Origin of the sequence: Vreelandella boliviensis LC1, from assembly GCF_000236035.1 — a bacterium.
GTDB classification, from domain to species: Bacteria; Pseudomonadota; Gammaproteobacteria; order Pseudomonadales; family Halomonadaceae; genus Vreelandella; species Vreelandella boliviensis.
The window spans coordinates 3,834-16,455 of sequence record NZ_JH393257.1 but is presented as its reverse complement, the minus strand read 5'-3'; the positions used below and the strand labels follow the sequence as shown (position 1 = coordinate 16,455).

10 protein-coding genes are annotated in these 12,622 nt (G+C 52.2%); 6 read left to right on the top strand and 4 right to left on the bottom strand.

The annotated features are described in order from the left end of the window. Window positions 1–24 precede the first annotated feature (24 nt). The 4 genes from KUC_RS00060 (at window position 25) to KUC_RS00045 (ending at window position 4,954) form a co-directional block, all read left to right on the top strand. Window positions 25–1,191: a nucleotide sugar dehydrogenase gene (locus tag KUC_RS00060; RefSeq protein WP_007111005.1), complete on the top strand. Its 1,167-nt coding sequence runs from the start codon at window positions 25–27 to the stop codon at window positions 1,189–1,191. Between the two features lie 21 nt (window positions 1,192–1,212). Next, a complete protein-coding gene (locus tag KUC_RS00055; protein WP_007111004.1) occupies window positions 1,213–3,180 on the top strand; it encodes a polysaccharide biosynthesis protein in 1,968 nt (655 codons plus the stop codon). A 115-nt stretch (window positions 3,181–3,295) separates the two neighbouring features. Next, complete coding sequence (locus tag KUC_RS00050) at window positions 3,296–4,573, top strand: O-antigen ligase family protein (RefSeq protein ID WP_244264713.1); 1,278 nt, start codon at window positions 3,296–3,298, stop codon at window positions 4,571–4,573. A gap of 117 nt (window positions 4,574–4,690) precedes the next feature. After that, on the top strand, window positions 4,691–4,954 hold the full coding sequence (locus KUC_RS00045; protein WP_007111002.1) for a hypothetical protein: 264 nt from the start codon (window positions 4,691–4,693) through the stop codon (window positions 4,952–4,954). Window positions 4,955–5,044: 90 nt separating this feature from the next. Here the strand turns inward: KUC_RS00045 and KUC_RS00040 are convergent, their stop codons facing one another. Next, window positions 5,045–5,791, bottom strand: a complete 747-nt coding sequence (locus KUC_RS00040; protein WP_050804792.1) for an alpha/beta hydrolase family protein — start codon at window positions 5,789–5,791, stop codon at window positions 5,045–5,047. Between the two features lie 101 nt (window positions 5,792–5,892). Then, on the bottom strand, window positions 5,893–7,644 hold the full coding sequence (locus KUC_RS00035) for an autotransporter outer membrane beta-barrel domain-containing protein (RefSeq protein ID WP_007111000.1): 1,752 nt from the start codon (window positions 7,642–7,644) through the stop codon (window positions 5,893–5,895). 331 nt (window positions 7,645–7,975) lie between these two features. Here KUC_RS00035 and KUC_RS00030 point away from each other — a divergent pair, with 331 nt between their 5' ends. Then, window positions 7,976–9,400 (top strand): MBL fold metallo-hydrolase RNA specificity domain-containing protein, encoded by a 1,425-nt coding sequence (locus KUC_RS00030; RefSeq protein ID WP_007110999.1) that lies wholly within the window; start codon window positions 7,976–7,978, stop codon window positions 9,398–9,400. 663 nt (window positions 9,401–10,063) lie between these two features. Here KUC_RS00030 and KUC_RS00025 read toward each other — a convergent pair. Further along, window positions 10,064–10,654: a FlgO family outer membrane protein gene (locus KUC_RS00025; protein ID WP_040479002.1), complete on the bottom strand. Its 591-nt coding sequence runs from the start codon at window positions 10,652–10,654 to the stop codon at window positions 10,064–10,066. Window positions 10,655–10,658: 4 nt separating this feature from the next. After that, window positions 10,659–11,324 carry a hypothetical protein gene (locus KUC_RS00020; RefSeq protein WP_371827729.1) on the bottom strand — a complete coding sequence of 222 codons (666 nt, stop codon included), beginning with the start codon at window positions 11,322–11,324 and terminating at the stop codon, window positions 10,659–10,661. Between the two features lie 258 nt (window positions 11,325–11,582). Here KUC_RS00020 and KUC_RS00015 point away from each other — a divergent pair, with 258 nt between their 5' ends. Beyond that, window positions 11,583–12,587, top strand: coding sequence for an OmpA family protein (locus tag KUC_RS00015; RefSeq protein WP_007110996.1), 1,005 nt, complete (start codon window positions 11,583–11,585; stop codon window positions 12,585–12,587). Window positions 12,588–12,622 lie beyond the last annotated feature (35 nt).

The window sequence follows — 12,622 nt, the reverse complement described above, 5'->3', positions numbered from 1 at the left end:
TTAAGTGAATAAAAAGGAGTTTTAATGAAAATTGCTATTGCTGGTACAGGTTATGTCGGCCTTTCCAACGCTATGCTACTGGCCCAGCATAATGAAGTGGTTGCTCTGGATATTGATCCGTATAAGGTTGAGCTGCTGAATAAACGCAAAAGCCCGATTATCGACGCTGAAATTGAAAATTTCTTAGATAATAAGAAACTCAATTTTACCGCTACGCTGGATAAAGAGCAGGCGTACAAACGCGCGGATTACGTAGTTATCGCTACACCGACAGATTATGACCCACAGACTAATTACTTCGATACTAAGACCGTTGAGTCCGTTATTCAGGATGTGATAGCCATTAATCCGCAGGCGGTAATGGTTATCAAATCTACAGTACCGGTAGGATATACTAAAGAGGTCTGTGAGCGTTTCGAAACCAGCAATATTATCTTCTCGCCGGAATTTCTGCGTGAAGGTAAGGCACTTTACGATAACCTTCATCCCTCACGCATCATCGTCGGAGAGCGCTCTAAACGCGCTGAAACTTTTGCTGGGCTGCTTAAGCAAGGAGCCATTGAACAAAACGTGTCAGTGCTTTTCACCAATAGTACCGAGGCCGAGGCGATCAAACTGTTCGCTAATACGTACCTCGCCATGCGCGTGGCCTACTTCAACGAGTTGGATAGTTACGCCGAGAGCCATGAACTCAATGCCCGCCAGATCATTGAGGGAGTAGGGCTCGACCCGCGCATAGGCAAACACTACAACAACCCCAGCTTTGGATACGGCGGCTACTGCCTGCCCAAAGACACCAAACAGCTGTTGGCGAACTACGATGAAGTGCCAAATAACATGATCCAAGCAATCGTCGATGCCAATCGCACGCGTAAGGATTTCGTTGCTGAGCAAATCATAAAGCTCGAGCCCAAGGTGGTTGGTGTCTATCGCCTGATCATGAAAACCGGCTCTGACAACTTCCGCGCAAGCGCCATGCAAGGCGTGATGAAACGCATCAAAGCGAAAGGCATTGAGGTGGTGGTGTTTGAACCTGCATTAGAAGATGAAACCTTTTTCGGTTCTCGCGTGCTCCGTGATCTTGAAACCTTCAAGGCCGAGGCTGATGTCATCCTTTCAAACCGCATGGTGCCAGAACTCGAAGAGGTGAGAGGTAAGGTCTATACTCGCGATCTATTTGGCACAGATTGAGCCTTATCGAAAGGATTCCGTATGACTAAATCAGGACGCTTGCACCGTTCCATTGCCGGGCTCAGCCGGGGCAAAAAGCGTTTTATCATGATCGCGGCTGACCTAGTGGCGTTACCGCTGGCACTGTGGTCGGCCTATGCACTGCGTTTTGCTGAATGGTGGCCAGAGTATTACATCGACCCTTTCTGGTGGTTGTTCTTGATTGTGCCTCCGGCAGGTGTCTTTGTGTTTGCCCGGCTGGGGCTCTATCGCGCGGTGGTTCGCTTTATGGGCCCCCAGGCGCTGTGGGCAGTGGTGAAAGGCTCGCTCTTGATGGCGGTACTCATGTGGTCGGCTGCTTTCTTCTACCAGTGGCAGCAGTTTCCCCGCTCGGTGCCGATTAACTTTGCGTTGGTCACCCTGGTGTATGTGGGCGGTACCCGACTGCTTGTACGCAGTTACTACCATTGGTTGATAAAACACTATACCGAGAAGGAGCCTGTTGCCATCTATGGAGCAGGTGGGGCGGGTGCCCAGCTAGCGCTGGCACTTTCCAGCGGGCGCGAGTTCTACATTGCTGCCTTTATGGATGACGATCCAGCGCTTTGGGGTAGCACCATTAAGGGTATAAAAGTTTATAACCCTGCCAGTTTTAAGGATTTAGTCGAGCGGTTGAATTTAAGGCGCGTTCTGCTTGCCATGCCAACAGCGACCAAAGCGCAGCGCAAGCATGCCTTGGATCAACTTGCTGATTTGCCTGTGCGTGTGCAAACAGTGCCCTCAATGCCCGAAATTATTTCCGGCGTAGCGAGTGTTGATCAGCTTCGTGAGGTCGAACTGGAGGATTTGCTGGGGCGGGACCCTGTACCCCCTCGGCAATCGCTGATTGATGCCAGTATTCGCGATAAGGTGGTTATGATTACCGGTGCTGGTGGTTCTATCGGTGGTGAGATGTGCCGTCAAGTGATGCGCGGTAGGCCCAAGTCGGTGATCTTGTTCGAGATGAGTGAGTTTGGTCTTTATGCCATCGAGCAAGAGCTTGAAGCGCTTCGCATCGAGATGGGTGAGGCGTTTCCCATCGTACCGCTGCTAGGCAATGTCTGCGATCGCAATCGTGTAGAGGCGGTTATCAGCCACTATGGGGTGCAGACTCTCTATCATGCCGCCGCTTATAAACATGTGCCGATCGTTGAAAACAACGTGCTGGAAGGTGTGCGTAATAATGTTCACGGCACCCAAATCATCGCGGAAAGCGCCGCTAAGTTGGGTGTTGAACGCTGTGTATTGATTTCTACCGACAAAGCGGTGCGCCCCACTAATGTAATGGGGGCGACCAAACGGATGGCTGAGCTAGTGCTGCAGGATTTAGCCACTCGCTTTGCCTTAAAAGATAATCACCGCACCATCTTCTCTATGGTACGTTTTGGAAACGTGCTGGGTTCCAGTGGCTCAGTGGTGCCTCTATTCCGCCGTCAGATTGAGCAGGGTGGCCCCATTACTGTTACTCATCCAGACATCACACGCTATTTCATGACCATTCCCGAGGCTGCTCTACTGGTTATTCAGGCAGGCTCTATGGCCGAAGGCGGAGATGTGTTCGTACTGGATATGGGCGATTCGGTGAAAATTGTCGACTTGGCAAAGCGGATGATTCAGCTGACAGGCCTTGAGGTGAAGGATGCTGAAAACCCTGAGGGCGATATTGAGGTTGTTTTCAGTGGCCTGCGCCCCGGCGAGAAGCTTTATGAGGAGCTATTGATTGGGGATAATGTGGCCGGAACATTGCACCCTAAAATACTGCGTGCCCATGAAGAAATTCTGCCACATCACGAGTTATCAGTGCTATTAAAGGAGCTGCGTGAAGCTGAGCGAAACCTTGACAGCTACCGTGCCTGTGCGGTGCTAAAGCGGGGCGTTAGCGGTTTTGCCCACAGCGGTGATGTATGTGATCTTTTACCCAACTATCAGCATGTTGTTTATGAGGCTGACGCTAGGCCTGCCAAGCATTGATTTTATAAGCGACTTCTAGCTTATTGGAAGTCGCTTTTTATATCCTCCGCTGACGATACTTGCGACGTCGTATGGTAATATCTCGCGCTCAATTCACGTCAGCCTTGGAATTTCTGTGAGTCACCCTTCTTTCTCTGCTTCCTTCCCTGTTTCTACTCCCATTTCGATCTACACGTCCCTTGCCGCATTTTTGCTCTGTGCGATTGCGTTGGTAGTGCCTAGCGGTTATTCGCTAGGTGCCGTCATGCTGTTGCTGGGGAGCGTGGTGCTGTTGATTAAACGACCGGCGCTTGGCTTGAACCGTCAGGATGTGCTCGTGATGGCAGTCATGGCGGTGTATACGCTGGGGGGCGTAGTAGAGGCGTGGTGGCATGGGCAGGGCATAAGCGCCATGGATAAACCGGTGCGCTTTCTGCTGGCGATTCCTGTGCTGTTGTTAGTAATGGCTTACCCTCCGCGTTTGGCCTGGTTTTGGGGCGGTATTGCAGTGGGTGCCATGGGCGCAGGGGGGTGGGCGACGTGGCTGAAGGTGATAGAAAGCGTCGCGCGCCCAGGCGGTTACAACAACCCAATTCAGTTTGGTAATTTAAGTATGCTGCTAGGGGTGTTGTGTCTCGCCGCGATGGGGTGGGCGGTTACCCAGCGCCGCCGTCATCTGTGGGTGGCATTGTTTTTGGTAGCGGCTTTGTTTGGTGTGGCGGGGTCGTTGGTTTCTGGCAGCCGGGGTGGCTGGATAGGCATTCCTTTCGTGCTGCTAGTGTTGTTCCGCGCCTATGCCCCGTTGATGCTCAAAAGACATAGTGTAGGTGTGTTAGTGGGCGTTTTGCTAGCAGGGGCCGCAGTATACACGGTGCCTGAAACGGGTGTGCAACAGCGCGTTCATCAAGCCGTAGAACAAGTGCAGCGTTATGCTTCAGGTGATAGAAGCTCTACTTCCGTAGCGGCGCGGTTTGAAATGTGGCGGGGTGCCAGTCATTTGATTGCTGAGAAACCGTTGCTTGGCTGGGGCACAGAAGGCTACAAACAAGGAATGCAGGATTTAGGCAGTGAGGGCGTGATTAACGTACATTCTTCTACTTTCGACCATGCCCACAATGAGTTTTTTGATAGTTTTGCTAAGCGCGGATTGTTTGGTTTGGTGATTTTGCTGGCGGTTTATTTACTGCCCATGCGCTTTTTTGCTAAAGAGCTGGGGGCCAGTGATTTATCAATACGCGCCACTGCCACGGCTGGGGTGTTGCTATCGGTTACCTATATCGACTTTGGCTTAACGCAAAGTTTTTTATCGCATAATAGTGGGGTGATGATGTTCGCGTTTTTGCTTGCGGTGTTATGGGGGATTTATTCCCGCCAGCGGAAGGAATTGGCGCACGCGGATTTATACCGCGACTAACAATCCGCTGCTCAATTATAGTTAATATTGCAGTAAAGTTTATCGGTTTCAACTAATGCTCGATCTAATTATTGGGTCGGTAGAAACTCTGTAGGGAAGTTTTTTACGTAAAAAAATATGAACAAAACACTTACCTTAGCCGTAAGTGCATTATGTTTGACATTGATTGCCAGTAATAGCTTTGCATTCGATAAAAAAGTAACGGTTTCTGCTATCGTCGGCACCACGGCTTTCGGTGCAGATGCCTCTTGGCGTTTCCATGAAAACCAAGCCGTTACCTCACGCTATACAGATGGTTTGGATTTAGATACTGATTTTGATGTAAATGGCGTCAACTACAACGCTGAATTTGAAACCTGTCGTTGTTTTAACGCTAGCTAATATCTGATTTATAACAAAGATAGCCTGTATCGCCCGTCATCACCTTATAGGTGTTGGCGGGCGTTTTTGTTTGGTGATGAGATCAAGGCGCTAAGTGTTTGGGTAGAGCGCTTGCCAATGGTCTACCCAGCAACAGTGGTGAGTGAATCCGGGTACTGTGATGATCTGCACCTGGTGGGGCTGTGGAATCGCTTGAACAAACCCGTGTGTTAGCCGGGGAGGGATGATGGCATCTTTCTCGCCGACAAAATGCCATTGCGACAGCTCTGCCAAGGCAGATGCATTATCGATGGGGTTGGGGCCGTCAATAGGGGTTAGGCGGTGGTGAGCGATCCATCCGTGTGTATCCAGGTTGCCAGCAACCGTTATGAGTTGGCTAACGTCGCTCCGTTGGGCAGCTACCAGGGTGGCCAACGCTGCACCCCCTGAATAGCCCACGAGGCTGAGTGTGTCGACTTGATAATGGTGTTTCAACTGTTCAATGGCTTGCTGTGTGACGTTAATCACATCTTTTGAAAAGCGCTTCTGTGTCCAATATGCAGGATCTTTACATGACGTTGTTGGCCCGCGTTGATACATGCAGGGGCGGGCCAGGTAGACCGCTGCGCCACTTGGGTGGCGTAACGCCAGCTTTAGCCCAATGGGGTTGATCGGGGTCGGGTCTTGAGAGGGACGTGCCCGGCTGCGCCAGGCAAAGCCGTCCCCTTCAATGTACACGGTAAGGTGCGATGTGCCGCTTACTGGGGTAGGGCCGTATCCCACTAGCTGAAGCGGGGCTGAACCAAGCTCTAGGCGAGCCCAGCCAGCTTGATGTGCAAGCGACTGGGCAGTTTGCAAGCGTGACTCGGGGCTTGGTAGTTGCGCGCATCCTGCGAGCGTTAGGCAAGCCAGGATGAGAGCTGCTCGCCTGGTGTGATGCCAGGCGGAGCAGCCTTTTTTTAGAATTCCCACGTTACCTTGAGGGAAGCTGTCTGGTTCAGGAAATCAGACCTATGTTCTGCTTGGTATAGGGCGCTGATATCGACGCCGTTAAGGGTGGTATAGGTAAGGCCTGTTCCTGCGTTTGCGTTCCAGGGTTCAAGGTCTAGGCCCGCAGTTGTGAAATTGGCGCTGGGGGCGGCGGCATAAGCGGATGTAATGGCGGCTTGCTCGTCCAGCAGGTCGTACCCTGCGCCTAGACTGGCGTTTAAGGCGAAGGCGCTGTTGATTTGGTGAATCCACTCACTGCGAACCCCCATTACCCATGACTCGGTTGTACGGTCTTCTACGCTCAGGTTGAGTATGCCCGCGCCTTCTTCTTGATAGGCTTCGTCTTTAAACCAAGTGTAATCCGTCACCAGACTGGTGATCGCTTGATCTTTCGGCGAGATCGTAAAACGCTTATTCAGGCCCAGTCCTAAATGGCCGGTATAGCTGTCGTAGCTTGATTCTGCCGTGCTGTTGATAAACGTGACATGACGTTTGCCTTGGTTGTCGTTCACGCCTACATCGGCCTGGAAAGAGACATCAAGCGTAGGCGCTATTTCGTAGCGCCCGTAGCCCAGCAATTGATAGCTGTCGATATCCATCTGTTGGGGAGCGATGGAGGAGTTGCTGTCGACACTGCTGTTCGCATACCCAAAGGCTCCACCCAGCAATAGCTGTGGGGTTGCCTCAGTATCATATCCAACCACGACACCGCTGGTTGTTACGTCAAAACCCGAAACGCCATTGCGGTCGTCCTGTTTGGCCCAGGAACCAAAGGGCTTTATCCAGAATGATTGGGCACGCTTGGCTTCATCCCCTGATGAAAGGCCGCGAAGTTCTGCCTGACGAGCATCAACGGTGCGGTTCATTGAGGCTAGTGTGCCCTGCGTTACTTGCGAGCTACTGCCATTGAGCAGGGGCAGTGTTTGTGTGGCAGCGGTTGAGCGTTGTGCATCGTTTTGCAATCCGACGAATAAGGCCAGTAGCTCGGGGGTAGAGTCGATGATATTGGCGGCGTTATAGGCAGAGATATTAGAGAAAGCAGAGGCGCTATCAAAGACGCTGACATAGTAAACGGGGGGCGCTTCAGGCTCGGGCGTAGGCGCGGGTTCATTGACAAGCTCTTCTTCTGGTACTTCGGGTATCGTCTCTTCTACTGGCTCTTCAGGCGCTAGCTCATAAAGCGTGAAAACAACATTGCCAGGGCCTATGGCGTAGGCAGAAATGGGCAGCTCCAAGCTGTTACCAGTATCTGGATTATAGGTAGAGATGACTAATGTATTGCGTGCGCCTTCGACCAACTCTGCGGTGATTAGTGGGCAGTTGGGAGAGCCACACTTCTTGCTGGCGTCTGTACCGTCGTCGTTGTAGACATTAGGATCAACCAAATTGCTTAGGTCGAAAGAACTGCTGTAATACACTGCCATGGTAGTGTCGATGGGGTAGCTGTTCTGGCCGAAGCTAAAAATGCCCGTAGCATCGGTGGTAAAATCGATAGCAATGAAACGATAGGTGTACGTCTGGCCAGTGTCTGTAGCGCTCTGGACGTTTCGCCAGCCATTTCTAGAGCCAAATAGGTCGATGGATTGGAAGTCGCCCATCGCTGGCGTGACGCTAAAGTTGGTCTCTATGCCCAGTGCCGCAAGGGCAGTGGGCGCGATGGCGGTTAGGCTTACGGTGGCTAAAATGCTTCTGGTGATCCCTTGTATACTTTTTATGCTCATTTTTTGCTCTTTTTGAGTATGCGCTTGTTATGCAGCGCTTTTAATTATCGGGCACTAGCGTGTGCGAGGAAGTAATGGTGGGTTGTTCCGCAGCGAGTTGGCAGCAAAGCGAAATTTACGACGCTTTAGTGACAAAAGAAATACTTTTTAGAGTTATTTCTACTATTTTTTGTGGATATAGTTAATTCTTTTTGACTAGCCTTTACCACTCAACAAGTTAAGGTTTTATAAATCCTCCGCTATCGGGGTTTGTAAGCTTCGACATGTTGGGCGATTTATATTTTAATATGATAAGTTTCTTATTTAGTGTTAATTATATAAGGAGCTAGGCATGCAAAATCAGCATACGTGGCCGGAGATACGTCATCGCGGTGGGGCCAGTGGGGTAACCGGTAGCTGTCATCAGCTGATAGCTAATAGCGAGCACTCGCTACTGGTAGACTGCGGGCTGTTCCAGGGGGAAGACGCCGCCGTGGATAGCCTGGCGCAGCTTGAGGTGGGGTTTGATATCAGCACTCTGAAAGCGCTGGTGATTACCCATGTGCATATTGATCACGTGGGCCGGATACCGTACTTGCTGGCTGCGGGCTATAAAGGGCCGATTCTATGTTCCGAGCCTTCCGCCTTACTTTTACCGCTGGTAATTGAGGATGCCCTGAAAATTGGCTTTACCCGCAATGCGCGTTTGATTGAGCAGTTTCAAGCGCAGCTTCAAAAGCAGTTGGTGCCACTGGCCTATGATAAGTGGCACTCCGTGGTGGAAGACGTCGCGCTTAGCATGCGGGTTAAGCTCAAGCGCGCAGGGCATATTTTGGGCTCTAGCTATGTGGAAGTGGCACTGAACGATACCCTGCAGGGTAATAAGCAACGGGTGGTGTTTTCCGGCGATTTGGGAGCGGCCAATTCTCCTTTACTGCCTGCGCCTAAACCGCCATCTAAAGCAGATGTGTTAGTGCTTGAGTCAACTTATGGAAATCGACAACACGAAGGGCGTGATAAAAGGGCAACCCTCTTAAAGTGGGCTATAGAACAGGCGTTAGAAAATAAAGGTACGGTTATTATTCCTGCTTTTAGCATCGGCCGAACCCAGGAACTGCTTTACGAGCTAGAGGGTGTTATTCACCGTGCGGGGAATGATTCGCTTTGGCAGTCGCTGGAAATTATCGTCGATTCGCCCCTAGCCGCACGATTCACGCGGGTCTATCGCGACTTAAAACCCTTCTGGGATGATGAAGCGCAAAAGCGTATAAAAGCTGGCCGGCATCCGCTCAATTTTGATGCGCTGTATACCGTGGATAGCCATGAAACGCATGAGCAAACGGTACGCTATTTAGCCGAAAGCGGCAGGCCTGCGGTGGTGATTGCCGCCAGCGGAATGTGCGCCGGTGGGCGGGTAGTGAACTATTTAAAAGCTATGCTGGGTGACCCACGCCACCAGGTGCTGTTTGTAGGCTACCAGGGTGCTGGCACACCGGGGCGTGATATACAGCGCTACGGGCCGCAGGGTGGTTGGGTAATGTTAGATGGTGAACGTTATGATATCCGCGCGGGTGTGTCCACAATCAGCGGTTACTCTGCTCACGCTGATCAGCGGGATTTATTGAGGTTTATAAAGCGAATGCGCCATTGGCCCAGGAAAATTCGCCTGGTGCACGGTGACGACGCGGCCAAGCAAGCACTAAAAACCGCCATTGAAGCAATGGCGGTTAAGTATCGGCGCTCGGTAACAGTGGATTTGCCTGAGAATTCTTCATAGAACTATTTAATCAACTTACAGCTAATGCAATATAGACTGTCATCGCGAGCGAAGCGTGGCGATCTGGTTTTTGTGCTGCCACCGCTGGTTGAGATTGCCGCGTCGCTGCGCTCCTCGCAATGACAGGTGCCCCGGTTTTGTCATCGCGAGCGAAGCGTGGCGATCTGGGTTTTGTGCCGCCACCGCAGGTTTAGATTGCCGCGTCGCTGCGCTCCTCGCAATGACAGGTGCCCCGGTTTTGTCATCGCGAGCGAAGCGTGGCGATCTGGTTTTTGTGCTGCCACCGCTGGTTGAGATTGCCGCGTCGCTGCGCTCCTCGCAATGACAGGTGCCCCGGTTTTGTCATCGCGAGCGAAGCGTGGCGATCTGGTTTTTGTGCTGCCACCGCTGGTTGAGATTGCCGCGTCGCTGCGCTCCTCGCAATGACAGGTGCCCCGGTTTTGTCATCGCGAGCGAAGCGTGGCGATGTGGGTTTTTTGTCGCCACCGCTGGTTTAGGTTGCCGCGTCGCTGCGCTCCTCGCAATGACATATGGGGAGGCTCCTCGTAATGACATATAGGTAGGCTCCTCGTAATGACATATAGGTAGGCCCTCGTAATGACATATGGGTAGGGTTCTCGCAATGACATGGGAGAAAGCTACTCCCAAGGCATTTTTAAATACTCACCAACCCCCTTGGCCTTCTAACAAACTGCGGGTGTTGTTGTTTAGCGGCAGGCGGAAATCAGCGCTGCCAAGCACCATGGCATCGCCTGCCCGCACCACCCGAGCACTTACATAGACGTAGTCCTGGCCTTGTGCATAGGTGCCCATCAATATTGATCGTGCGTTGTGCTGGGCGGTTAAGCGCTGAACTTGCCGTGAAAGAATCAGCTCTCCCACGCTCTCTTCGATAAACATGCTGTCGCGCATTTTAACTTCGCGTACCTGCATGCCCTGGCGGGAGAGTGCGGATGCCATAATTTCAGAGCTGATACGCCCAAGCGTTGATGACTGGCTTAGATTGTCGATGCTGACGAAGGTGGCGGCAATCATGGGGCTGTAGCGTTTTATCTCTGGATTGCTGGCAACCATCTGCTCGGCAGCGGCATGAACCAATTCGGAGAGATCGGGTTCCGGTTCGCTAGATGTGTTGTTAGCATTACCCAGCGCGCTGCAGCCCGCCAGTACCAGTAGCGATATGCCAATGGCCATCCCACGGGTAGCATGGCTGATAGAACGAGCGCGGCGAGCAGCGAAAAGTGTAATCAGCATGTAGTTACCACGTATCAGTAAGGGGAACGGAAGGAGTGGTAGGTGCCTGTGGCACGCGGTGAGGGGCATATTGACGACGATCACCGGCATTAATGTAGTAAATGTTGGAGGAAGAGTAGAGAATTCGTTCGCCATCGATAATTTGCGTGGTCACGATGATCTCTTCGTTACCGGTGTGCGTCCAACTACCGCTGGTGGTATCGGCAAGCATAGCGGCTGGGATTAGCCCTAGCGCAGGTTCGGCCCACTGATTATACGGAATGGTAGCCACTGCGATACCCGCGGTGAGTGCGGTAAAAGCGCCGACGGGCGGGCGGATAAAACCGCGATCACGGTGTTCGACGACTTCGACATTAAAGGTGATGTTGGCGCTGTTCGCAGTCGGAACAGTGGTGAGGTTGGCACCCCGAGAGACCAGCTCGCTGGTCAGCAGGGCGCGAAAGCCACGTTCAAATTCACCGCCGCTGTATGCGTGCAGTGTTTCACTGTCTGATTCGCTGATGTGTAAATCGCGATTGCGAACACGCTCGCGTTGCAAAATGCTGGTAGCTTCATGGCGGGCCAGCACATCCCAGTGATGGGCTGCCTGCATACGCTGCTGTTCTGTATAGGGGTAGGTGGTGGCTATCGGCGCTTGGGATGTATTGGCATAAAAGCAGCCGCTGAGCATTAAGCTTGCCAGCCCCAAACTAACAGGACGTATGAAATAGGGTAATGGACATAATCGGGGACGGGTGCGCACCTGGTGGTTCCTTTTTCGCTACAAAACGGCTTTTGATAGACTGTTCGCCATGCTTAGTTTGCCATGCCTAATTCGACGTACCTAATTCGACGTGCTTGATTTGATGTGCCTGATTTGATGTACCTGACTTGATATACCTAGCTAGATCGGCCACGAGGTTAAAAACTTTAATGAGCAATAATACCAATGCTTGAAGATCATCGCAGCGGCCCGCGCCATGATTCGCTAATGACGGCCTATCATGAAAGTGATAGTGGTAGCGGTTGGATGATCAGCTATCTCGATATAATGACCTTGTTGGTGGCTCTTTTCGTGGTCATTATCGCCGCCTCTGGGCCGGTAATCCCTCAGTGGAACCAGGAAGAGAGTGCGAGCGAATACGCTTACACGCCGTCTTCGGCTTTGGAAGTGCCCCTGCCCGAATCCTTGGCCCAGGTAAGCCATGAGCGAGCAGTCGCCGCCCGGTGGAGCGGGGCAGGATTGAACCCCATGGCGATTAGTGCGGCGATGGGTGTCGCCGGGCTGCCCAAGTTGACAGGGCTTGCTCGTAGAGTCAGCTATGGGGTTCCGCCACTTTTGGCAGCACCGCCACCGCCCGTCGAGCCGGACTTCACCTTGCCTAAACTGATGATGCCCGCGGGCAGCGATGATTTTACATCGCCTTTGGCCGACTACATGGTGGTGTTAACCGACCGGCCTCCGGTGAATGTTCAGGCAGTGAGCGATGAGTCAGTGGCAGGGGCGGTTGCACTAAATCAGGCGCTTTCCCAGCGTGTCGAAGAGTCGACTTATCTTCCCGACCTTGAAGGTGTCGAAGTATCGCGGGTGGAGGAGGGAATTAGTCTCCGCGTGCAGGATCAACTGCTGTTTCCTTCTGCAACGGCTGAGCTAAGCAACGATGGTTCGTCACTGGTGGGCAGTTTGCTAGAGACTATTCAACGCTATGATGGCGAAGTATGGGTTGAAGGTCATTCGGATAGCCAGACCATTAGCACCGATGAGTTCTCGTCTAACTGGGCGCTGTCGAGTGCTCGTGCGATTGCCATTGTGGAAGCGCTGGAAGCTGAGGGTGTCGATGCTCAACGCTTACGTGCCGTAGGTTTGGCGGCCACAAAACCACTGGAAAGTAACGCCTCAGCGGAAGGTCGTGCGCGTAACCGGCGGGTTGAAGTGGTGATTCACGTTGAGTAATGCTCGGTAATGTAAATGTCATTGCGAGTAGCCTG

Coding starts and splice junctions, on each gene's coding strand:
- KUC_RS00060 (WP_007111005.1), top strand. CDS start 25: ATGAAAATTGCTATTGCTGGTACAGGTTATGTCGGCCTTTCCAACGCT.
- KUC_RS00055 (WP_007111004.1), top strand. CDS start 1,213: ATGACTAAATCAGGACGCTTGCACCGTTCCATTGCCGGGCTCAGCCGG.
- KUC_RS00045 (WP_007111002.1), top strand. CDS start 4,691: ATGAACAAAACACTTACCTTAGCCGTAAGTGCATTATGTTTGACATTG.
- KUC_RS00035 (WP_007111000.1), bottom strand. CDS start 7,644: ATGAGCATAAAAAGTATACAAGGGATCACCAGAAGCATTTTAGCCACC.
- KUC_RS00030 (WP_007110999.1), top strand. CDS start 7,976: ATGCAAAATCAGCATACGTGGCCGGAGATACGTCATCGCGGTGGGGCC.
- KUC_RS00025 (WP_040479002.1), bottom strand. CDS start 10,654: ATGCTGATTACACTTTTCGCTGCTCGCCGCGCTCGTTCTATCAGCCAT.
- KUC_RS00020 (WP_371827729.1), bottom strand. CDS start 11,324: ATGCTCAGCGGCTGCTTTTATGCCAATACATCCCAAGCGCCGATAGCC.
- KUC_RS00015 (WP_007110996.1), top strand. CDS start 11,583: ATGCTTGAAGATCATCGCAGCGGCCCGCGCCATGATTCGCTAATGACG.